The 23,466-nt window shown below is 47.7% G+C and carries 18 protein-coding genes; all 18 read left to right on the top strand.

Annotated elements, in window-relative coordinates:
• Positions 1-923 precede the first annotated feature (923 nt).
• Positions 924-1,778 (top strand): ABC transporter permease, encoded by an 855-nt coding sequence (locus L1278_RS17730; protein ID WP_253406362.1) that lies wholly within the window; start codon positions 924-926, stop codon positions 1,776-1,778.
• An 11-nt stretch (positions 1,779-1,789) separates the two neighbouring features.
• Positions 1,790-3,082, top strand: a complete 1,293-nt coding sequence (locus L1278_RS17725) for an ABC transporter ATP-binding protein (RefSeq protein ID WP_253406361.1) — start codon at positions 1,790-1,792, stop codon at positions 3,080-3,082.
• Positions 3,083-3,092: 10 nt separating this feature from the next.
• Positions 3,093-4,358, top strand: coding sequence for a glycosyltransferase family 2 protein (locus tag L1278_RS17720; RefSeq protein WP_253406360.1), 1,266 nt, complete (start codon positions 3,093-3,095; stop codon positions 4,356-4,358).
• On the top strand, positions 4,355-5,974 hold the full coding sequence (locus L1278_RS19615; protein WP_305884445.1) for a glycosyltransferase: 1,620 nt from the start codon (positions 4,355-4,357) through the stop codon (positions 5,972-5,974). Before L1278_RS17720 ends, L1278_RS19615 begins: the two co-directional genes overlap by 4 nt.
• Positions 5,975-5,979: 5 nt before the next feature.
• Positions 5,980-6,987 carry a polysaccharide deacetylase family protein gene (locus tag L1278_RS17705; protein ID WP_371927369.1) on the top strand — a complete coding sequence of 336 codons (1,008 nt, stop codon included), beginning with the start codon at positions 5,980-5,982 and terminating at the stop codon, positions 6,985-6,987.
• A 7-nt stretch (positions 6,988-6,994) separates the two neighbouring features.
• Positions 6,995-7,921 carry a glycosyltransferase family 2 protein gene (locus tag L1278_RS17700; RefSeq protein ID WP_253406358.1) on the top strand — a complete coding sequence of 309 codons (927 nt, stop codon included), beginning with the start codon at positions 6,995-6,997 and terminating at the stop codon, positions 7,919-7,921.
• On the top strand, positions 7,918-8,982 hold the full coding sequence (locus tag L1278_RS17695; RefSeq protein WP_253406357.1) for a glycosyltransferase: 1,065 nt from the start codon (positions 7,918-7,920) through the stop codon (positions 8,980-8,982). Before L1278_RS17700 ends, L1278_RS17695 begins: the two co-directional genes overlap by 4 nt.
• A gap of 163 nt (positions 8,983-9,145) precedes the next feature.
• Complete coding sequence (locus L1278_RS17690; RefSeq protein WP_253406356.1) at positions 9,146-10,051, top strand: glycosyltransferase; 906 nt, start codon at positions 9,146-9,148, stop codon at positions 10,049-10,051.
• Positions 10,048-11,112, top strand: a complete 1,065-nt coding sequence (locus tag L1278_RS17685) for a glycosyltransferase (protein ID WP_253406355.1) — start codon at positions 10,048-10,050, stop codon at positions 11,110-11,112. The genes L1278_RS17690 and L1278_RS17685 overlap by 4 nt, the downstream gene beginning before the upstream one ends.
• A gap of 297 nt (positions 11,113-11,409) precedes the next feature.
• Entirely contained in the window at positions 11,410-12,900 is a 1,491-nt protein-coding gene (locus L1278_RS17680; RefSeq protein WP_253406354.1) for a T9SS type A sorting domain-containing protein, read from the top strand.
• 605 nt (positions 12,901-13,505) lie between these two features.
• Positions 13,506-16,127 carry a T9SS type A sorting domain-containing protein gene (locus L1278_RS17675; protein WP_253406353.1) on the top strand — a complete coding sequence of 874 codons (2,622 nt, stop codon included), beginning with the start codon at positions 13,506-13,508 and terminating at the stop codon, positions 16,125-16,127.
• Positions 16,128-16,325: 198 nt separating this feature from the next.
• Positions 16,326-17,831: a protein kinase gene (locus L1278_RS17670; protein WP_253406352.1), complete on the top strand. Its 1,506-nt coding sequence runs from the start codon at positions 16,326-16,328 to the stop codon at positions 17,829-17,831.
• Positions 17,832-17,911: 80 nt separating this feature from the next.
• Positions 17,912-19,387, top strand: a complete 1,476-nt coding sequence (locus tag L1278_RS17665) for a DUF5687 family protein (protein WP_253406351.1) — start codon at positions 17,912-17,914, stop codon at positions 19,385-19,387.
• 57 nt (positions 19,388-19,444) lie between these two features.
• Positions 19,445-20,140, top strand: coding sequence for an ABC transporter ATP-binding protein (locus tag L1278_RS17660; protein ID WP_253406364.1), 696 nt, complete (start codon positions 19,445-19,447; stop codon positions 20,138-20,140).
• Between the two features lie 182 nt (positions 20,141-20,322).
• Positions 20,323-21,693 carry an amidohydrolase family protein gene (locus L1278_RS17655; protein WP_253406350.1) on the top strand — a complete coding sequence of 457 codons (1,371 nt, stop codon included), beginning with the start codon at positions 20,323-20,325 and terminating at the stop codon, positions 21,691-21,693.
• An 83-nt stretch (positions 21,694-21,776) separates the two neighbouring features.
• Complete coding sequence (locus L1278_RS17650) at positions 21,777-22,550, top strand: MBL fold metallo-hydrolase (RefSeq protein ID WP_253406349.1); 774 nt, start codon at positions 21,777-21,779, stop codon at positions 22,548-22,550.
• A gap of 8 nt (positions 22,551-22,558) precedes the next feature.
• On the top strand, positions 22,559-22,921 hold the full coding sequence (locus tag L1278_RS17645; RefSeq protein ID WP_253406348.1) for a DUF1622 domain-containing protein: 363 nt from the start codon (positions 22,559-22,561) through the stop codon (positions 22,919-22,921).
• Between the two features lie 102 nt (positions 22,922-23,023).
• Positions 23,024-23,458: an ABC transporter substrate-binding protein gene (locus tag L1278_RS17640; protein ID WP_253406347.1), complete on the top strand. Its 435-nt coding sequence runs from the start codon at positions 23,024-23,026 to the stop codon at positions 23,456-23,458.
• The last annotated feature ends 8 nt before the right edge of the window (positions 23,459-23,466 follow it).

Below are 23,466 nucleotides of genomic sequence, written 5' to 3'. Positions count from 1 at the left end.
GTCACACGAAAAGGCAATTGCGCCGGCCATTACCGGCAGCATTAGGTTACGAAATCTCAATTTCATCTTGTTTGGCTAAAGTTGAAAATTTAATTAATTGATATTGTACTTTTACTGCTATTTAATTTCGCCTATAAAACACTAGCAGTCAGCATTTTCGGCATATTTAACAAAATTTTAAAAGCGGTAATAATCAGTTACCGAAACTTAAAAGTCTAATCATACACAAATTAGTTTTAAAGATTCACATCCTTTTTGGCTGATCTTTTAACGAAAACACTCCTCCTTAATTTTGAATATTTTCGTTAATAGCGAATGGCAAATGTAAACGACTTAATTCCAGAAATGAAAACCCTGTTTCTCAAATAGCTCTATTTATCATTATATTTCATATTTAAAATGACTTAAATACAATAAAATGTGTAACTATTTAGTATTCAATATATGATATTGCTTCTTTAGCTTTGTTTTAATTTATAATTTTTCAATTATAAAATTTTCTACATAGATCAATATCGGCTTATATCGATAACTAAATCAATGAATTGAATAAGATATGGCTAGCGGATTTTTGAGGTAGTTGATTGGAAAAAATGAATCTATGATTTTGATACAAATCATATCTAATTTCATAACACTAGATGAATTAGGACAAAACGAACATAAATTCCATTTTAGTATAAGGGCCTTTTAGAATTTAAATATAAATACTAAAATCACTCCTCCTGATCTTGGAAGCTGCACATGGGAATTAATTGAATTAAAAAGATTAGAAATTTTGCAATGGCAGACGTATATCAGTGACAAAACAAGACGAAGTCAACCAAAACAAGTAGTTCACATGCTGTGATTTGTTATATCTGACCAGAACATTTTAGGCAATTAGGAGTAATAATAGTTATATTATTATAAAATTTTGAAATATGCCTATAGCTACCAGAGTATGGGAATGGGAAATAAGTAGCAAGACAAGCGTTTGGAATCATAGCCTGCAGGAGCTTTGGTCTTATCGCCACCTGCTTGTAGGTTTAGTTAGGCGGAACTTTATATTAAACTACCAGCAGACTGTACTAGGGCCTATCTGGATCTTATTTCAGCCCATACTTACATTGATCACCTTTGTGGTGGTCTTTCATAAGATCGCAGATATCTCCACTGGTGCTTTACCTCCTGTACTATTTTATGCTTCTGGCATTGTGCTTTGGAATTTCCTTAGTGACAGCTTCATCGGTACAGCTAGTACGTTCAAGGAAAATGTTCAGGTTTTTAGCAAAGTATATTTCCCTCGTATCATTATGCCTATATCAGTCATAGGCACCCAACTGCTGCGCTTTGGCATGCAATTTTTTATGTTGTTGGCTATTATTATATATTATAGTATTACTACCGATTTACAGCTACAAACGGGTCTCTGGTTTTTGGCTTTCCCTATGGCTATTCTGCTTACTGCCGCCATCAGTCTAGGTATGGGATTATTATTCTCCATCCTAACAGCCAAGTACCGCGACATGTCGAACCTGGTGACGCTCGGTACCCGACTACTTATGTTCGTAACGCCAGTTATCTACCCACTATCTGCTGTGCCAGAGAACACACGCTGGGTCGTGGAGTTGAACCCAATCACTCCAGTATTTGAACTGTTTCGACTGTCTATTCTAGGTGAAGGCACCATCACTGTAGTTCATTTCTTTTATAGTCTGGGCTTTATAGTAGTGCTCCTCACGGGATCCATGTTGCTGTTCAATAAGCAGGGTGATAAATTAATTGATGTTGTCTAAAGCCTCGCCACATGTCTGAGACCATCATAGAGATAGAGAACCTGTATAAGATGTATCGCCTTGGCGTGATCGGCACCGGCTCGTTCAAACAGGACCTGCAGCGCTGGTGGACCGCCAACGTTCTCAGAAAAGAAGATCCTTTTTTCCAGATCACCCAAGGGAATAAACAAGACACCTCACCTGAAACGATCGTGGCATTGCAGAACATCAACCTGAAGGTAAAGCATGGCGAAACCATTGGTATTATTGGCAAAAACGGATCTGGAAAGTCTACCCTGCTCAAGATTATCTCCCGCATTGTGCGCCCAACCCATGGCACGGTAAGAGGCAAGGGCAAGATCAGCAGTCTGCTGGAAGTGGGCACAGGATTCCACCAAGAGCTAACAGGCAGAGAGAACATCTACATCAGTGGGTATATACTAGGTATGAGCAAGCATGATATCCAGCGAAAATTTGATGAGATCATCGCTTTTTCGGGGGTAGAGCAATTCATTGACACACCTGTCAAGCGTTATTCCTCAGGTATGTATGTGCGGCTGGCCTTTGCTGTAGCAGCCCATCTAGAGCCAGATATTCTGATAGTGGATGAAGTGCTGGCCGTAGGAGATGCTGATTTTCAGAAAAAATGCCTGGGCAAAATGCGGGAAGTATCACAGGCAGAAAGCAGAACCATACTTTTTGTGAGTCATAGCATGCAGGCCATCAAAAACCTGTGTGACAAAGCAGTTTGGTTACACCAAGGCCAAATGCAGGCATTCGGTCCTTCGGCCGCCATAGTAAACAAGTACCTGACCAGCACCCAGGACGCCCACCTCCTGCAGGTATGGCATACACAGGATGAAGCCCCCGGAAATGACCTTGTGCGTATTCGGTCTGTAGAGCTCGAGCCACAGCTTGCATCTCCGGATGCTCCACTTGATATTCGTACACCACTTACAGTCAGGGTTCAATTCTGGAATATGCAAGAGGAAACTGTCCTGAATATTGGTCTCCACCTGTTCACAGCCAGCGGCGAATGTGTTTTTGACCTCCCCTCCCCTGCTGTTACCTGCGCCAAAGGCCTTGTTGAGGGAGAGTGCACGATACCTGGCAATTTTCTCAATGACGGCTCCTATTACGTTTCTATCATCATCGTGCGCGATACCTCTATTTCGCTTTACTACCACGAAGAGTGCCTCAGGTTTGAGCTGGAGGATTACCGTGAAAATATTCAGTGGTATGGCAAGTGGTGGGGCGCCGTGCGCCCTCAGTTTCCTATCCAACTGAAGCAGGCAATGCTCTCGATTCCGCAGGACAGCATTTAAATTATACCCTATGCGCCACCATTTACCCCATCAGATCAGCCACATCTACCTGCACAAAGGATTGTCAGTCCCTTCTCTGACTACCCATAACCAAGGCAATTACCTTGTTTTTTGGTGGCATGATAAGGCTTTGGGACATGTTTTTATAACTCCGCAGCTATACTTAACAGAGACAAGCTACCACGACAGATTGATTGAGACGATTTCGCCTGCCATAGCATATTATGAGCATCAAGGTAAGATGTCTCCAGTTGCCTGGAAAGAGTGGATTTCTCAAAAGGATTTTCACGCTTTGGAAATTTGGCTGAACAACCTGTTTCCTCCGGTTTCACAGGATGCTATACCTGACAGGGTGCCAATTGCAGCTGTTATTTGCACTCGTGACAGGCCCGCTCAACTGCAGAACTGTCTGCGCATGCTTTTGAGCCTGTCCTGTCACCCGCAAGAGATCATTGTAGTTGACAATGCGCCCTCAAATAATGCCTCATCTGAGGTTGTAAAGCAGTTCGGGGGAGTATCTTATATAAAGGAGCCGCGTCCTGGGCTTGATATCGCCAGAAACACGGGCGCAAGAGAAGCTCAAGCTCCGGTCGTCGCCTACATAGACGATGATGTTACAGTCCATCCCTTGTGGGCATACCAGGTATGGAAAACCTTTCAGGATTCAGGTATAGCAGCTATGACAGGCTTGGTAATCGCAACTGAATTAAAAACCGAAGCTCAGTTTATATTTGAAAAGCACTGGAGTTTTAACCGGGGCTACACAGACATCTACTATACGCCCGATTTTATTCAGCATACACTATCGCAGGGTCCGCCGGTCTGGGTTATCGGGGCCGGGGCAAGCATGGCTTTCCGAAAGGCAATATTTGAGCAAGTAGGGTATTTTGATGAGCTTCTGGATGTAGGGGCTGCCGGCTGTAGTGGCGACTCTGAAATGTGGTATAGGATTCTGATAAGAGGCTATACTATACATTATAACCCGAGGGCTGTCGCTTTTCATAAGCACCGTAGGGAGATCGAGGGTCTGAAAAAACAGATTTTCTACTACATGCGGGGGCATGCCGCCGCCGCCATGATTCAGCAACGGCAACATAAGGCTGGCTATATGAGGCACCTGTTCTGGCGATTGCCCAAGCAGTATGCAAAACTCTTAAAATCAGGATTCCCCAACTATCGCTATCGTCACAAAACATTGTTTGTAGAGATACTCGGTGTTTTGTCAGGACTGAATTATTATTTCAAGAACAGGCAGCATTCCAGGCAGAAGGTATGAGCAAGGCAGGTTCTCAGCTAAACCCTTTGGTGTCCGTTGTAATTCCGTGTTACAACCAGGGACACTTTTTGGCCGGTGCAATCAAGAGTGCGCTCACCCAAGACTATCCTGCTGTAGAGGTAGTGGTGGTGAACGACGGATCTACTGACTACACGAGGGAGATAGCAGGCACCTTTCGTGCTGTCAAATATGTATACCAGCCTAACCAAGGGCTGTCTTCAGCTCGTAACACGGGTATAAAAAGTGCTTCCGGTGACTACCTGCTTTTTCTGGATGCAGACGACTGGCTCCTGCCGGGCGCCATAACGACCAATTTGTCGTACCTGCTCCGGAATAAGCAGCTTGCCTTTGTGTCAGGAGCCCACCATAAAGTGTACGTGGAGGAAGGCTTGGTGAAAGAGGAGACATTAGAGGTCAGAACAGACCATTACTTACACTTACTCCAGGGTAATTATATTGGCATGATCTCGACCGTACTCTTCCGTAAATGGGTATTTTCGGAATTTCAGTATGATACCATGCTGCGGAACTGCGAAGACTATGATCTATACCTGAAGATAACCAGAAAATACCCTGTATTCCATCACCAGAACAAGATAGCGGCCTATCGCATTCACACCGCAAATATGTCAAACAACATTCCGGCTATGCTGGGCGGCGTACTGGGAGTATTAGATCGTCAGAAAAAAGAACTGAGGTCTGAAAATGAGCAGAAGGCTTACCTACGGGGACAGGAAGTATGGCGAAACTACTACTGCTCAGAATTATGGAAAAGCGTCCGTCAAACCAAGGGCGATGTTTCCGCAGAAAACCTTCAGCTCCTAAAGCTGCACAGACGTCCTCTCTATTATAAATACATCCTTAAAAGAAATACGGCCATGTTCAGAGCTCAAGTTAAAAAATACGCGCCTGCCTTCACACTCAGAATGCTGCACAATATGGGGCTGTACAACAACCATGTTCCTGCTCCGGGAGCAGTGGCATTGGGAGACTTTGACAGAATCATACCTTTTAGCAAAGAATTTGGCTATGATCGTGGAGGTCCCGTAGACCGTCATTATATCGAGAGTTTCCTTCGCAGCGAATCGCTGCATATAAAAGGCAGTGTGCTGGAGATAGGCGACAATGCCTATACCTTGCAGTTTGGAGGAAAGCAGGTCACCAAAAGCGATATACTGCACGTGGACTCTACCAACAAAGCCGCGACCTATATTGGCGACATAAGCGATGCTCCACACATACCTGACAGTATGTTTGACTGCATCATCCTCACCCAGACCCTGCATCTGATATACGACTTTAAAGCCGCACTCCGAACCTGCCACCGGATCCTGAAGTCGGGGGGCGTCTTGCTTTTGACCGTACCGGGTATCACCCCGATCGACCATGGCGAATGGAAGAATACCTGGTACTGGGCTTTTACAGACAAAGCGATGCGCAAAGTCATGGACGAAACATTCCCGGAGAGCCAGGTCACAGTTGGCACTTTTGGCAATGTACTGACGGCCTCTGCTTTTCTGTATGGCATGGGCCAGCAGGAGGTTCCGCCGTCCAAGCTTAACTTTCATGATCCGCATTACCAGGTGATTGTGACAGTAAAAGCCCAAAAGTTGTAGCGCCTATGATTCGTCACTTAATAAATAGTTACCTAGAGCCAAAAGCGCTTGTGCTGATGTACCACCGTATAGCAGCACCGGGAAAGGATATCTGGAACCTCGCTGTCAGCCCCCAAAATTTTGAGGAACAACTACAGGTATTAAGTCAGACAGGTGAGGTCGTACCCCTGCATGAGCTTGCGGCCAGGGCAAAAGAAAAAAGACGCCGGAAACGCTTGATCGCATTATCATTTGACGACGGTTACATCGACAACTATGAAACGGCGAAGCCACTACTAGAGAAACACCGGTTGCCGGCTACCTTCTTTGTGACCTCCTGCAACTTGGGAACAGAGCGGGAGTTTTGGTGGGATGAACTGGAAAACCTTATACTTTACTCAGCTCATCTGCCTGCTACATTTGCCATGGAAGTAAAGGGAGTGCTAATAAAAACAGACCTGGGTCACGAAGCTGAAATGTCGGAAAGCCTCCAGCACCACCACATGCACTGGAAGGCATCCCATACCTCACCTACCACCCGGCGCAGCGAACTGTTTCTGGCATTGTGGGCGGCAATGCGGGTGCTTCCAGACAGCGAAATCGAGGAACTGCTGCAACAGGTCCGTGACTGGACAAAATCAGAAGTAGCACACCGGCCTACCTACAAAAGTATGTCTACAGGCCAGCTTGCCGAACTAGCAAAGCAAGAGCTCTTTGACATAGGGGGGCATACCAAGACGCATCCTGCTTTGGGGCATCATAGCTTCGACTTTCAGAAAGATGAAATGGCAGCTAACAGAGATCTACTTCAGGAACTGACCGGCTATCGCATTTCATTAATGGCTTACCCCTATGGGCATTACAATGCGGCTACCTTACAGGCGGCGGAAGCGGCTTCTTTTGATGCTGCATTTACCACAGAAGGCAGAACGATCAACAGGCAAACGCACCAGCACCGCATAGGCCGATTCCAGGTGAGCAATATGACAGGAACGGAATTTACAAAAACGCTCCTGGAATGGGCATTAACTTAATACAGCTATGCATACAAGCCCTACTCCTCTTGTCTCAGTAATCACAGCTTTCCTCAATGAAGAGAAGTTCTTAGGCGAGGCCATCGATAGTGTCCTGCAGCAGGATTACATGTATTGGGAACTGATACTTGTAGATGACGGCTCAACTGATCAAAGTACCGCTATGGCACAGGTGTATGCAGCACTCTACCCCGGCAAGGTTTTCTATCACGAGCATCCGGGGCATATTAACAGAGGCCTGAGTGCAAGCCGCAACACAGGTATAGAACATGCACGAGGTGAGCTGATCGCTTTCCTGGATGCCGATGATGTCTGGCTTCCCCAAAAACTGTCACGACAAGTTGCCTTATTTCGAAAAGAAAAAGGAATAGCCATGGTGGCAGAGGCTTCCTTCTATTGGTATAGCTGGGAGAACTCATATCAGCAAGACATTCCTACTCCTGTTGGCGCACCCCAGGACAGGGCTTACGCACCGGGGGAACTCACCTCATACCTGTACCCACTTCACACAGGCGCTGCACCATGTCCCTCAGGCCTTATGCTGACTAAAGAAGCCATTGTCTGGGCCAGAGGTTTTGAAGAATCGTTCACGAAGGAGTTTCAGTTATATGAAGACCAGGCTTTCCTTCATAAGATATATCTGCAGGAGAAAGTATACATCTCGTCCGATTGCCAGAATAAATACCGGCAGCGCACCGGCTCTATTGTACAGAAAGTAAAATCTGATGGTCATTACCACAAGGTCCGCCGCTATTTCCTGGAGTGGCTGGAAGACTATCTGCAGGAGTCGCAACAAGAAGAGAGCGCGACATCACACCTGCTAAAGAGAGCGCTTATACCTTACCGTTATCCCCGTCTATATTTTACAACGGTCACGTTTCCTTTGAAAGTGAAAGTTGCCATCAAGAAAAGTTTAAAATCGCTTGTCCGATGATGGTGCCAAAGCTAACGGTCCTAATGCCGGTATACAATGCAGGGAAGTTTCTGGCAGAAGCTATCGACAGTATACTTGGGCAAACATTCGAGGAATTTGAGTTCATCATCATCGACGATGGCTCAACCGATAACAGTGTGGCCATTATACATTCCTATGATGATTCCCGCATCAGGCTATACCTGAACGAAGTGAATATGGGCATCTCCGCTACCCTGAACAAAGGTATAGGCCTGGCCAGAACCAGCCTTATAGCTAGAATGGACGCTGATGACAACAGTTACCCGAACAGGCTACAGGTGCAGTATACCTTCATGTTGGACAATCCGGATTGCGCCCTTGTTTCATCCATGGTCAAGGTGGTGGGAGAAGACGGACGCTTTATCAGGCAGGATAAGATGAGGAGTGAGCACATTTACTACAACCTAACTTTCATTTGCTGGCTTTACCACCCCACAGTCATGTACCGTAAAGAAGCCGTGCAGGAAGTAGGGCTATATGCTGCTGATTACTCTGAAGACTTTGAGCTCTTTTGGCAACTCACCCGTAAGTACAGATTCTACAACCTGCCCGAAGTATTGCTAGACTATAGGGTAACTGACCAGAGCCTACATCAGGTACTAAAGAAGGAAGAATATGAATCGGCGCAGCAGCAGCAGGTACTGCGCAATCTACGCTATTTTGCAGGCAGCTATTATACAATCCCTAGCAGTTTTATTCAGTGCTACAGGCATAACTTCGAGCCACTCATCGCAGAGCAGAATCTGGGTCTATGGATAAGCTGCATAAGGGAGCTAGACTATATAACACAGTGTATTTTAAAGAAATACAATCCTAATCTGGAGGCAGAAAGCGTAAAACTGGCTGCCAGGTATAAGCGGGAGTTCATCATCAAGGCTCTGGCCCAACACCTTTCCCTCCATAGTCAGGTATGGTTTCGAATAAGAGTAGAGCCGATAATCAGCCTTGCAGGTAGCATCAAATCATTACTCAAAAGCAAACTCAGGTGTATAACCGTTTTAAGGTTCGGTAAAAGCCAAACGGCTAGACAGCTAAAATAATTACATTTCATCTTATTAAATTTAATTATACATCGTATTACTATTAAATAAATAAAGACTACTTATATTAATTTGACTGTTCTATTTAATGCTTAGCATACCTTCTTCTCCTCCCAAAATCGCACCACTTCAAGGTATATTCCACAGACCTACCTGGTCAGTGATGATACCGGTATATAACTGTGCTATCTACCTGGAGGACACTTTAAATAGCGTACTGGCACATGGTATACCTGAAGTGGAAATGCAGATTGAGGTAGTAGATGATGCCAGCACTGACGCAGATATTGAAAAGCTGGTCGCTGAGGTTGGTCAGGGACGTATCCGATATTTCAGACAAATACAGAATGTCGGGAGTCTCCGGAACTTTGAAACCTGCATCAACCGCTCAAAAGGAAAGCTTGTACATCTATTGCATGGGGATGATAAGGTCAGACCAGGCTACTATTCCAGAATAGAACAGCTCTTTGAGCGATTCCCTTCAGCAGGTGCTGCCTTTAGCGGCTATTGCAGTATTAACGAACGTAGTCAGGTCGTGTCGCAAAAGAATGCTGAAATGAAACAGGATGGCCTATTGTCAAACTGGCTGGCGAGGATCGGGGAAAAACAGTTGATTCAGTATGCTGCCATGACAGTGCGCAGAGAAGTGTACGAGCAGCTAGGGGCTTTTTATGGCGTAAACTACGGAGAGGATTGGGAGATGTGGGTACGGATAGCACGTCATTACCCGACGGCCTATACGCCGCTTACACTGGCGGAACACAGGCAGCACACTGCTTCTATCACCAATAGTAAGTTTTTGAAAGGGGAGCACTTGGAGGACCTTTACAAGGCCATGTTACTCATTCAAAACCACTTACCAGAACATCAGAAGGATTCCATACTCCGAAATTCAAAAAAACACTACGCTACTTATGCACTTAATATAGCAGCTCGGCTGTGGCACAGCCTGCACAACAAGCAATTGGTTGAGTCGCACATCAAGAACGCACTGCGGTTTCACACCAGCCCCCTTATTTACCTGATGGCAGTGAAACTTTACTTTACATTAAAACTCAGCAGGATATGAGGTTAGGTATTTCGATTGTGATTTGCACTTACAATGGGGCGAAGCTTATCCCCGAAACGATCCGCCACATTGCCATCCAGCACATCAGCCTCAGTCTGAACTGGGAGGTACTAGTAGTTGACAATGCCTCTACTGACAACACCTCCGAAGTAGTACTTGAGGAATGGGAGAAACAGGGTCAGCCGACCCGATTACACCTGTTCCATCAGCCAAGGCAGGGCCTAACCTATGCACGCGAACTTGCTCTTACCCATTCAAACTATGATTTTGTCTTATTCTGTGACGATGATAACTGGTTGAGCCCTGGTTACATAAGTAGGGCATTCTATCTTATGACGTCACACCCGGAAATAGGGGTGCTGGGAGGAAACGGAGAGCTTGTATTTGAGTCTCCTCCACCCCAATGGGCGATCGGCCATGGTTTTTTCGCAAATGGCCCCCAAGCAAAAACATCAGGACCGGTGAACAGACAGTTTGTGTATGGTGCAGGTTGTGTAATACGAAAATCAGCCTATGATATGCTCTTGAAAGCAGGATTTAAGCCACTGCTTACTGATCGGATGGCTGGCAAACTAACGGCAGGCGGTGACTACGAAATTTGTTATGCCATCGCTATGGCAGGATATACCATCTGGTACGAAGACGAACTTAAGTTTAAACATTTCATGCCTGCGGCGCGCCTAGAATGGGACTATTTTATTCGATTCATTTCGGAAGGGGCCAAGTGCTTTGAGGTGATTATGCCCTATCGCATTCATGTAAATATGGGAGTCCGTAGCGGACTCGCTTTTCGGGTAATGTGTATGCGTATAGTAGTGTCTTATCTCATCAAGTCCCTTCCGCTTCTAGCGGCTGAGGTATTTCTGCCAGCTAATTCAGAGGCGGCGAAGCTCAATGCCATCAAATTAGTTTCACTCAGAACTAAGCTCTCCAGTTTCAAAAATTATAAATATATGAAACTCAACTTTAACAGAATTCAAAAATTCTATGGGGAATCCTTCCAAAAAGAAGAGCGAGAGCAGCATTCTAATATACTGTCCGATATGCAAACTATTATTTAACTGCATAGCTAACGCATGCATTTACACACAGAGTTTATATATGGTTATCTAAGAATATCCTATATCATAAATTTAATAGCCTCTTAGTACAACTTATTATCATAATTAGCATATACATAGTATTGGTATACTTCTGCTCAGCACATAGGCCCACACGGCACTGAACTGAATATTTTGAGACTTGGCATGACAGCTGCATATTTTAAAGGCAACTGAGTGTAAATATAATCTTGCGTGGTAGGATAAGTCTGTTTAAACTACTTATCCTCTTTTGGTTGTGGCCTTATCAGGGATTCTATGAATAAATTTATTACTGCGTTATTTATATATACATCCTTCTTTTCTATAGCATTGTCTGCGCAGGAAATGCAAGGTTTGCGTTCAGTTGATCGACTGGCCAAGCTTGCTATAACCAAAAACACAGGTGAGAAACCCCAGTCTAAATTATGGACCTATGCCTGCACGCAATGGGCTGTACTGCCCGACACCAGTGGCACCCATTTATGGCGACTCGATAATGACAGTTGGACCCGCGTAATGACTCTTTCATCGAGCACAGTGACTAAAGCAGATTGCAAGGTGGAAGATGCGATAGTACATGTACTGCTGTTTGAAGAGGTAACCCCACTCACCAACATAGTCTCAGAAGCGGAGGACTCAACCAAATCTTTAAACAATAAAGCTTTTCTAGTATCGATAGAGTATGTAGAGTCGCAAAATACCTATAAACGCTGGTCCAAAAGACCCACAACGGTTGATATTAAACTTGACAATGGAGTAGAGACTGCAACTATCGACATTGATAACAAAGGTAGAATGTGGCTGGCCTCTGATGCTGTAAAAAAAATAAACGTGCGTTGGAGCGATGCTCCTTATACCACCTGGAGTTCCCCTATTACCCTCGCTTCAGGGGTGAAAAATGATGATATAGCAGGAGTCGTTTCCTTGCCCGGGAAAGTGGGTGTTTTCTGGTCAAATCAAAACACTAAAAGATTTGGGTTTAGAACACATCAGGATGGTGCTTCTCCTACCGAATGGTCTGCAGATGAATTACCTGTCTCCCGTTCAGCGCTCGATGTCGGCAAGGGTATGGCCGATGACCATATCAACTTTGCAGTGGCAAGCGATGGCACTTTATACTGTGCTGTCAAAACGAGCTACAATATGCCTGGCTACCCTACTATTGCTCTGCTGGTTCGGCGCCCTTCCGGAAAGTGGGATAACTTGCATAGTATCTCAGAGTTTGGAACACGTCCGGTTGCACTTCTTGATGAAACACTAAACAGGCTCATGGTTATTTTCTCTTCAGTCGAGGATGGAGGAGATGTTCTATATAGATCTACTTCGCTTGATAATATAAACTTCGGACCCACAACGACACTGATGGGCGGAAAATTTGATAATGTTACCAGTAGTAAAACCCCTTTCAAGTCAGAGGTTGCGATTTTAGCATCCAACAAAACTCATGCACACGGGGTACTTATAAGTAATGGTACACCATCCTTAGTCAAATGTCCAGATCCCGAGTCATCCTTCAGGTCCTTTGTTGTATACCCTAATCCCTTCATCGTTAAAACCACTATCTATTTCACGCTACAAGAGGAAGACGAGTATGAACTCCTTCTTTTTGATAGCAAGGGTGCTCGTATTGCTAGGCTTAGCCAAGGAAGAGCACTTGCCGGTGAACTCAACACCGTTGACTTAAAAGACGTAGCCCGTGGTCTTTACATGGTTAGGTTACAGACCAGCAAATCTGTAAGAGCCCTGAAAGTAATTCAGGAAAGGTAAATAGCCTACCGCTCTTTTACTACTGTTCTAAAACACTATCCTAAGTGTTTTCTGTAGAAAGCTGCACTCAACTCAGTACATATACTCAAAAATGAGTTTTACCGACTAAAAACCACTCCTCAAACACAACTTTATTTCCATTTAGTCATAAATATAAACGCCTGTTTAACTAATATTATATTTATTAATAGTTAGTTTATATTTTTATCTCAGTAGTTACTCAGGCTTTTTACCCCTCCAAAATACATGTTCTATTATATTATCCTATGAAAATGAATATTAAATTTACCTTTATTGTATTTCTTACAGCTTTCCTAAGCTTTCAGACTACTGCTCAAAATTCAACAGGTTTCAGCTCGATTCAAAACCTCAAGCCTGAGTCTACCACAGCTAGTACGGGTGAAAAGCCTCAATCTAAGCCATGGAAACACAACGGAAAATGGTGGGCAGTATTTCCTAATTCCAGCGGCACATATTTATGGCGACTCGACGGTACAAGTTGGACTAATATACTCAGGCTTACAACACGCACTAGTTCCAAGGCAGACTGTAAGGTAGCAGGAGATGTAACTCATATCTTACTGTATCAGGGAGCTTCTTCACAAATGGCTTCTGTAGAGTATGATTACACGCAGGAAACCTATAAGCTTTGGTCTAAAAGAACTTCCACCGTTGGCCTTACAATGGATCAGGGTGTTGAAACTGCTACAATTGATATAGACGGAACAGGCAGAATGTGGCTGGCATCTGCAGGAGTCAGTAACATTAATGTGCGATGGAGCGATGCACCATACAACAACTGGAGTGCACCTATCACAATTGCCACAGGTGTGGACGACGATGACATATGCGCTGTAATCGCCATGCCCGGTAAAATTGGAGTGCTATGGTCAAATCAGAATACAAACAGATTCGGGTTTAAAATGCATCAGGATGGGGCCGCGCCTGGTAGTTGGTTTGATGATGAAGTACCAGCTTCGCAATCAGCTCAGAATGTGGGGAATGGGATGGCAGATGACCACTTGAATATTGCCATAGCCAGTGATGGCACCCTGTACTGTGCTGTGAAGACTGAGTATGGCACCAGAGGATACCCTGAAATAGCGCTGCTTGTGCGTCGACCAAATGGTTCATGGGATAATTTATATGGCGTTGCTGAGAGAGGTACACGCCCTATCGTGATCCTGAATGAGTCGATCGGCAAAGTGAAGGTGATTTATACTTCTTCTAATAGTGGTGGGAACATCCTATACAAGGAATCACCCACTTCTAGTATCAATTTCAGTACCGAGATGACACTAATGAGTGGCATTTATAATGACGCTACCAGCAGTAAAGCCAATTACACATCGGATGTCGTAGTGATGGCGACTAGCAGTTCTAGTGTAGTTGGCGTTCTGGCAAGCGATCAGATTACAACTACAGTACCGACTGCCCCTGTACTAGCTTCACCGGCCAATAATGCATCTAACCAAAGTATTCCTGTAGTAATAAGCTGGGAAGTTTCGCAAGAAGCTAACTCTTATCAGGCGCAAGTCTCTACTACTTCCAATTTTTCAAGCACGATCTATAATCAGTCGAACATTCAGGGCACTTCAGCTTCGATCAGCAGTCTGAGTAACAGCACTACTTATTACTGGAAAGTCCGGGCTTCGAATGCTTCCGGAACAAGTGACTGGTCGACAGTCTGGAGTTTCAACACAGCTGAGACTCCCTCCACGCAGTATGCTTTAGCGGTGAGCACGGTGGGCGGCGGCGCAGTCACCAAGAGCCCGGAGCAGAGCGCCTACGCGGCCAGCACCCAGGTGACGCTGACGGCCACCCCGCAACAGGGCTTCGCCTTCGCCGGCTGGAGCGGGGACGCGGCGGGCACGCAAAACCCGCTTACCCTGACCATGGACCGCGCAAGGGCCGTGACGGCCACCTTCACGGCTATCTCAAGCCAACAGCAGGTAAGTAATTTCACGTTGGTGAACGCCAACAACGAGCGGGACGTGCTGACGATTGAGGACGGGGCGGTGATCAGCCTGGCCTCGCTGCCGAGCAGCAAGGTCAACATCCGGGCCAACACCTCACCGGGCACGGTGGGCAGCGTCAGGCTCGAGCTCTCGGGCACCCAGAGCAGGACCTACACCGACAACAAAGTGCCCTACGCCCTGTTCGGCGACAATGGTAACGGCAACTACTACTACGGCAACTGGAACCCGCCGGCCACCGGCACCTATACCCTCCGGGCCACCCCCTACACGGGCGCCAACGGCACTGGCACCGCCGGCACGCCGATGACCATCACCTTCACCGTGGTCGACAGCCAGGCACCGGGCACGCAGTACGCCCTGTCGGTGAGCACGGTGGGCGGCGGCGCAGTCGTCAAGAGCCCGGACCAGAGCGCCTACGCGGCCGGCACCCAGGTGACGCTGACGGCCACCCCGCAACAGGGCTTCGCCTTCGCCGGCTGGAGCGGGGACGCGGCGGGCACGCAAAACCCGCTTACCCTGACCATGGACCGCGCAAGGGCCGTGACGGCCACCTTCACGGCTATCTCAAGCCAACAGCAGGTAAGTAATTTCACGTTGGTGAACGCCAACAACGAGCGGGACGTGCTGACGATTGAGGACGGGGCGGTGATCAGCCTGGCCTCGCTGCCGAGCAGCAAGGTCAACATCCGGGCCAACACCTCACCGGGCACGGTGGGCAGCGTCAGGCTCGAGCTCTCGGGCACCCAGAGCAGGACCTACACCGACAACAAAGTGCCCTACGCCCTGTTCGGCGACAATGGTAACGGCAACTACTACTACGGCAACTGGAACCCGCCGGCCACCGGCACCTATACCCTCCGGGCCACCCCCTACACGGGCGCCAACGGCACTGGCACCGCCGGCACGCCATTGACAATAACATTTCAAATTGTAGCTTCAAGCTTTGCAGGAAGTTCTTCGCTCAACTTAGAGATGGCCGAATTTCGGACTGACGTTTTCAGGGTATATCCAAACCCATTCACTCAGAAAGCAATGCTTAACTTCACACTCCAAGAAGGAGGAGATTATTCCATCGCTTTATTTGACGTCAAAGGCATGCTGTTAGGCAACTTACAAGAAGGAAGCACTGTTGCAGGTGAATTAAACAGGCTTGAAATAGATGGCACTCCTCTTCCTAAAGGGCTGTATTTTATAAAATTGCAAAGTAACAGCACTACAAAAACACTAAAGCTTATACTGGACAGGTAATTATTGTAAACACATAAAGCGGGAGGGCAGCTATACAACTGCCCTCTCGCTTTTATTATAGAGATCTGTAATAGATAACTCATATTTGTTTTCTATCGCTTTTGAATTGATTTCGTTTGTTTACATTATCATCTCTCATTCATTCTACCACCTAATCCCCTCATTCCCGTATTACCCCATGTGAATACATTGGGTTCTATGAGCATACCGGAAACAAACGGCATTTTTGCAACGCATTACTTACTGAAAGAACAACTAAGTTCGGGGAGAGTTGAAGAGGTCTGGAAGGCAGAAGACTGGACGGCAGAAGGGGCTCCGGTAACGCTGCAGCTGTATGCACCTCATATTCGACTTGATCACCATAGCCTGGAACTGCTGCAACGGGAACAAGAAGAGCGGGCTTTATTACAACACCCCCATCTGCTTATACCTTCTCATTTCGGCGTACACCAAGGTATTCCTTTTGATATCGCACCGCTGCAGACACAGCATACCTTGTCGCAGGTTGCACCGCTACCAGAGAGGGAAATTACCCGACTGATTTCCCAGGTGGGCAGTGCTCTGGAATACCTGCACACCAGACAGCCCCCTTTGCCTCACCGACAGATCAACCCGTCCAATATTATACTAGATGCTCAGGGAAATTACCTTTTGGCTGTACCGGCCTTTAGCAGCCAGTTGCGCACCCTCCTGCATCGAGCTACCGGTACGCCGCTGGCCCAGAGCACTGACTATGCCGCACCGGAACTATTTGGGTCCCACCCGAAGCACTCAGCTGGGAGTGATATATTTGCACTTGGCGTGAGCCTGTACGAGTTGTGCACCGGCGAAACGCCTTGGCTGGGAAACGGTGGTTTGAGCCTAAGCCAGGGGGCAGAGATTCCCATTGTTCCTGATCCATATTCCCGTATACTAAGCAACCTGGTGCGTGCCTGCCTGCATCCCGACCCTGAGAAAAGACCCTCGGCACAGATGCTCGTTGAAGAGGCCAACTATTATCTGGAATACGGCAAATGGAAATCTTACGGCACTTTTGGAAATGTGACGGCAGAGTCGATCGTATACAAAAGAAGGACCTGGCTATGGCCTACCATTCTTTTCCTGCTGCTAATAGTTGCGCTGGGCGCCGCGTATTATTTTTTAGTATGGAATAAACCCAGTAAGAAACTGGCTGCAGATACCGATGTAAGCACCAATCTACCAGTTATACCCGCCATTCCTGATTCGACTGTAGCTGATAGTACACCAGTAGTAACCGACAACACAACGGAAGCGGTGAAACCGGACACGCCAACCAAAAAGCAGCCCAGCCAGCCGCCAAAAACTAATCCGGCTCAGGCTGGTACGCCGAAAGCACAAGTTTCTCCGGCTACCAAACAACCCGCTTCGTCACGCCCAGTACGGCCCGCCTACCCTCAGCCAACTAGTCTGGAGGGTTACCTGAACGGCTTGCTTAACCAGGAAATACCGCTGGAGGTACGTGACCGATGGCGAACTTCCATCAAAAAATACTTCTCTCCGGATGCCATCATTTATGCCCGCATGCACGACGCTCCATTGGGAAGCTTTGGTGTCAGTGAGTTTATTGACATTCTCTTAAGCACAGAAGAGGGCAATAGTATTGTCATTGACAAGATCATCTACGACCCAGAGGAAAAGGGCGCAATAGATGAGATCAACGTGAGTATTATCGCTGTTCAATAATTTAATGTTTTAATAATCCACAGTTTTTGGCTTTTTAAAGATAATTTTCAATATTTAAAAAGCAATATATTCTGTGCCTTATGTTTGGAACTCTCCTCAACCTGCAATGGATGCAGGCCCGCCGGTCGCCGGCTTATGAAAAAAGCCTGGTAGTGAAGTTTATACTCGGGTTCTTCATCATCTATTTTGCGCTCATCTTTATTGGGCTCGGCTTTTTTAGCGATAAAATACTTGCCGAGGTTTACCCGGACCAAGATCCTGTTGCCTCTTTTAACAGCTTCCTGCTCTTTTATTTTTTAATTGACCTCGTTTCGCGCTTTATGCTGCAAGACTTACCGGTGCTGGCCATTCAGCCTTTCCTGCACCTACCTGTAAAGCGGAACAAGCTTGTGCACTTCGTGCTGCTGCGCTCTATACCCAGCGTGTTTAATCTGCTCTTGCTGCTGGTATTTGTGCCATTCATGCTGCGTGCGGTGGTGCCAGCTCACGGCGTAGGTATAGCGCTGGTCTGGCTGGCCTCCCTCCTGCTGCTCACGTTCATCAACAATTTCATTCTGATCTATTTTAAACGGCAGCTAACCTCCAACCCGAAAATAACGCTACTGCTTGCACTGGTAGTCGGTGGCCTCATGCTGCTCGACTACCTACAGGTGCTCTCACTGCGTCAGGTTTCCATGGTGGCATTTGGTGCCTTACTGCAGCAACCATGGCTCATTATCCTGCCTTTGCTAGGACTGGTGGGGGTATACCTGCTTAACTACCGGTTTCTGATGCAGCACCTTTATCCGGAGGAGATCTACGTCAAGAGAGTCACCACGGTAGAAGGGAACGACATGGCTTTTCTGAACAAATTTGGGGATACCGGAAAGCTGATCGCCCTGGAATTGAAGCTGATCTGGCGCCACAAACGACCGAAGTCCATGGTAATGATATCGGCCTTCCTTCTATTTTACGGTCTTATTTTCTATACTAACAAGGTATATCTGGAAGGCTGGGGCATGCTCATCTTTGTAGGTATTTTCGTGACGGGCGCCCCGATGTTCAACTACGGCCAGTTTGTGCCGGCCTGGCAAAGCGCCCATTACGACGCCCTGCTCACCAGACCAATTTCGACTTACCAATATGTGAAAGCAAAATACCTCATGTTTGTGCCTTCTATCCTGCTGGTGACCGTTCTCACACTCCCTTATGCATTGTTCGGTACGAAAGTACTCCTCATCAACCTGGCCAGCTGCGTGTTTAACATCGGCGTGAACTCGATTGTCGTGCTATACTTTGCGGCGCTAAACAAAGAGCGGCTCGACCTGAGCAATGGTTCCGCCTTTAACTGGCAAGGCGTAGGAGCCTCTAAGTTTGTGATGATGCTGCCTATGGTGCTGGGACCGGTTGCTATCTTCCTGCCTTTCTCTTTTATGGACATACCGCAGTGGGGCATTTTCGCTCTTGCCTTTACTGGTGCGTTGGGAATCGTTTTCCATCGCCAGCTGCTTCGCATGATGGCCAAACGATTCGAAGAAAGAAAGTATACCCTGGCTGCCGGTTACAGACAGCACTAATCAACCCGACTACCTGAAGACGAAAAGCTCAGCTATACCTGAAAAGAAATGAATATGATGATTGAAGTAAAAGATCTTGTAAAAGCATACAGCGACACCACAGTCGTGAACATACAGGCGCTACACGTGGCGCCCGGCGAGACCATTGGTTTAGTGGGAAACAACGGGGCAGGCAAAACCACCCTGTTCCGGATGCTGCTGGACCTGGTGCGCCCTACGGACGGAGTCGTGACCTCGAAGGGTATACCAGTGGCACACACCGATGCCTGGAAATACTATACCGGCTCTCACCTCGACGAGGGCTTCCTGATAGACTACCTGACGCCGGAAGAGTACTTTAAGTTTATCGGCGACCTGCATGGCCTGTCCAATGGCGACATACAGGAGCGTCTGCAGCCCTTTGTCGATTTTTTTAACGGCGAGATTCTACAGCAGCGCAAGTACATCCGCGACTTTTCGAAGGGAAATCAGAAAAAGGTAGGTATAGCTGCTGCCGCACTTTCCCACCCCGAGCTCCTGATACTGGACGAGCCCTTTGCCAACCTAGACCCTAGCTCCCAGATCAGGCTCAAAAACCTGCTGCGCAGCCTGCATGAGCGCCACGGCATGACCATGCTTATCTCCAGTCACGACCTCAACCACGTCACCGAGGTATGCGAGCGCATTGTTATTCTGGAGAAAGGCCAGATCGTGCAGGATATGCAAACGACCGTAGACACACTGCAGGCATTAGAGGCCTATTTCACAGTATAGCTATACCCCATCACCTCAGGTATAAAAGCCACCAGTTTAGTTTCTGGTGGCTTTTACTTTTTAACACAAGCTGCTCCGGCCACTTATCGACCTAATAGAAAACTTTACGTTTAAGCTTACAGTAGTATAACGCAGTTAAGTTTTAGTTTAACTAACCAGGTATACCTAAGCGATCCTCTTCCATGAAAGCATACCTTATCCTTCTTTTTCTCTACCTGAGCCTATACCCTGCGCTGGCACAGCAGCCTGTTAACTCCCGCGATCGGGTGGTGGTGTTTCGCGCTGTGAACCTCATCCCGATGGACAAAGAACAGGTGATCGAGAACCAGACGGTTGTCGTGAAAGACGGCAAGATAACGGCCATCGGCAACAACGGGAAAGTTAAGTACAGCAAGAATGCGCTGATTGTGGATGGCAAAGGGAAATACCTGATGCCCGGTCTGGCCGAAATGCACGCGCACGTCCCTCCTGTCGATGACCTGGAACCGATGAAAGAAGTGCTGCAGTTGTTCACGCTCCACGGTATCACCACAATCCGGGGTATGCTGGGGCACCCGCGCCACCTGGAGCTGCGGAGCAAATTGCAATCAGGTGAGTTGGTTGGTCCCCGTTTCTATACCTCCGGCCCATCGTTAAACGGCAACAGCGTTAAAACCCCAGAGGCAGGTGCCGAGATGGTCAGGCAGCAAAAGCAGGCGGGCTACGAATTCCTGAAACTGCACCCGGGACTCACTACTGAAACCTTTGCCGCCATCGCCAGCACGGCCAACCAAGAGAAAATGCCCTTTGCCGGCCACGTATCTTACGAGGTTGGCGTCTGGCGCGCCATTGAGGCGGGCTACGCGTCCATCGACCACATGGACGGTTTCATCGAAAGTCTGGTGCCGGGACTGGAGGCTATACCTGAGCAGGAGGCCGGACTCTTTGCCATGTACATTGCAGACCAGGCAGACACCACCCGTATACCTAAGCTGATGACCGCTTTGCGCGAAAAGAACATCTGGGTAGTGCCCACGCAGGCACTCGCCGAGCGCTGGATGTCGCCGGCTGAGTCACCTGAAACCTTAGGCAGCAAACCCGAAATGCGGTACATGAGTCCCAAAACGGTACAGAACTGGATTGCCGCCAAGCAAAAACTGATGGCCGATCCGCGCTATGACGCCGAGGCCATGAGCAGGTATGTGGACCTCCGCCGGAAGCTGATCAAAGCCTGCCAAGACAACGGGGTGGGACTGTTACTTGGCTGCGACGCCCCGCAGGTATTCAACGTGCCCGGCGTCTCCACACATCAGGAACTCGCATACCTGGTCACAGCAGGTCTGAGCCCGTACGAGGCCCTCCGTACAGGAACTGTCAATGTGGGCAAATACTTCAAACGTGATGATATGGGCGTGTTGAAAGTGGGGGCCGCGGCAGATATGTTGCTGCTCAATGGCAATCCGCTCAACGATATCTCCCAAACACAGCGTATAGCAGGTATAGTGATCGGCCATACCTATCTGCCAGAAGCCTACATCAAACTGGAGCTGAAGAAACTGGAGAAAGCAAAATAAACGAAGGCTTTATAACCAAATACCACCTGACCTGTTAGAAATCCGATACTTTGAAAAAACCTAATCACATTAACCGTAAACCTATGAAATTGAAATCCATACTGATGCTGGCAGGCCTGTTGCTGATGCTGTCAGCGCAAGCCCAGCAAACAAAGGGCACCGACCTAATTGAGACTAAAAAAGGACCACTAACGATACAGCCCGTGCTGCATGGTACGCTGGCTCTCACTTGGGACGGGAAAACGATTTACGTTGATCCGTACGGCGGTGCGGAAGTATTTAAAGGTATAGCCGCACCCGACCTGATTCTGATCACCGACATTCACCCAGACCACCTCGATCTGAAAACGCTGCAGGCGATCAACACGGATAAAGCAACCTTTGTAGTGCCGCAGGCTGTAGCCGATAAGCTGCCCGAAAACTTCAAAAAGCGAGTGGTGGTGCTCGGCAACAATGACCATACCGAGCAAATGGGTATTTCCATTGCGGTACTGCCCATGTACAATCTTCCCGAAACCGAAGACTCCCGCCACCCCAAAGGACGAGGCAACGGCTATGTGCTGGAATTTGCTGACAAAACCGTATACCTGTCAGGCGACACAGAAGACATTCCGGAGATGCGTGCTCTGCGCAACATCGATGTGGCCTTCGTTTGTATGAACCTACCTTATACCATGGACATCGACCAGGCTGCTTCGGCGGTGCTCGAGTTTAAGCCAGCCATCGTATACCCATATCACTACCGGGGTCAGGACGGACTGAGCGATGTGGAAGCCTTTAAGCGAAAGGTAAATGAGGGAGATAAAAAGATAGACGTACGCCTGCGCAACTGGTACCCGGAAACCGACAAAAAGTAACACCCCACATGCACGACTTTCGGCTGTACATAGAATACACTGCCCGTGCCATCGAAGCAATTGGAGTCCTGATCATAGCGATCGGGGCTGCCATTGCGCTTTTCCGCTTTATTTTTCCGCTCCGCCACAATTCCCACCGCTCGTACATTGTGTTGCGCCACGAACTCGGCAAAGCAATTCTGCTGGGACTGGAAATACTCGTTGCCGCCGACATCATTGCCACTGTGGTCACAGAGCCATCCCTGGAACGTGTGCTCACACTTGGCCTGGTCGTGCTGATTCGTACCTTCCTGAGCCTGTCGCTACAGGTAGAACTCGAAGGGCGTTTCCCCTGGCAACCCAGAAAGCCTGAAGCCGAACAACCGCGTTAGCATTCTAACTGATAAAACCGTATATAACTATACACACCGCATCATGGTCCGCACCATGCCATACCTGCTGCTATACCTGTCTCGGATTTCTCATTGCTGTGCATGCGCACAAAGCTCCTTTCTACTAAACAAACAATCGTACTGATAGCAGGGCTCTTATTGGTGCTGTACCTGGTATTTCAACATTTTACAAGCTACAACCGGCTGCGCGGGCATTATACCATTGGCGTGATTCTCAACACGATCGAACTTACGCCGGGCGATACGGATGTCGTGAAACTCATCATTAGCAAAAAGCTGGAGCAGATAAACCGGCAGGGCGGTGTGCAGGGGCGCGAACTGCGGGTAAAATACCTGGATGATAAGGGCAGCTCTAAAACGGCCCGCCAGGTAGTTCGCGAAACCATGCACGACAAACACCTCATCGGCTATGTGGGTTGCTGGAGTTCCACCCGTTCCAAAGCTATCTCGGAGCTAATTGGGCCGGCGCGTATTCCTTTCGTTGGCGGTTTTGCCCTTACTCCACTTTTCAGCTAGTACCCCAC

This window comes from Pontibacter sp. HSC-36F09 (assembly GCF_024171605.1).
Lineage (GTDB): Bacteria > Bacteroidota > Bacteroidia > Cytophagales > Hymenobacteraceae > Pontibacter.
Note: the sequence above shows the minus strand (reverse complement) of the source record. Positions and strands in the feature narration are given on the sequence as shown.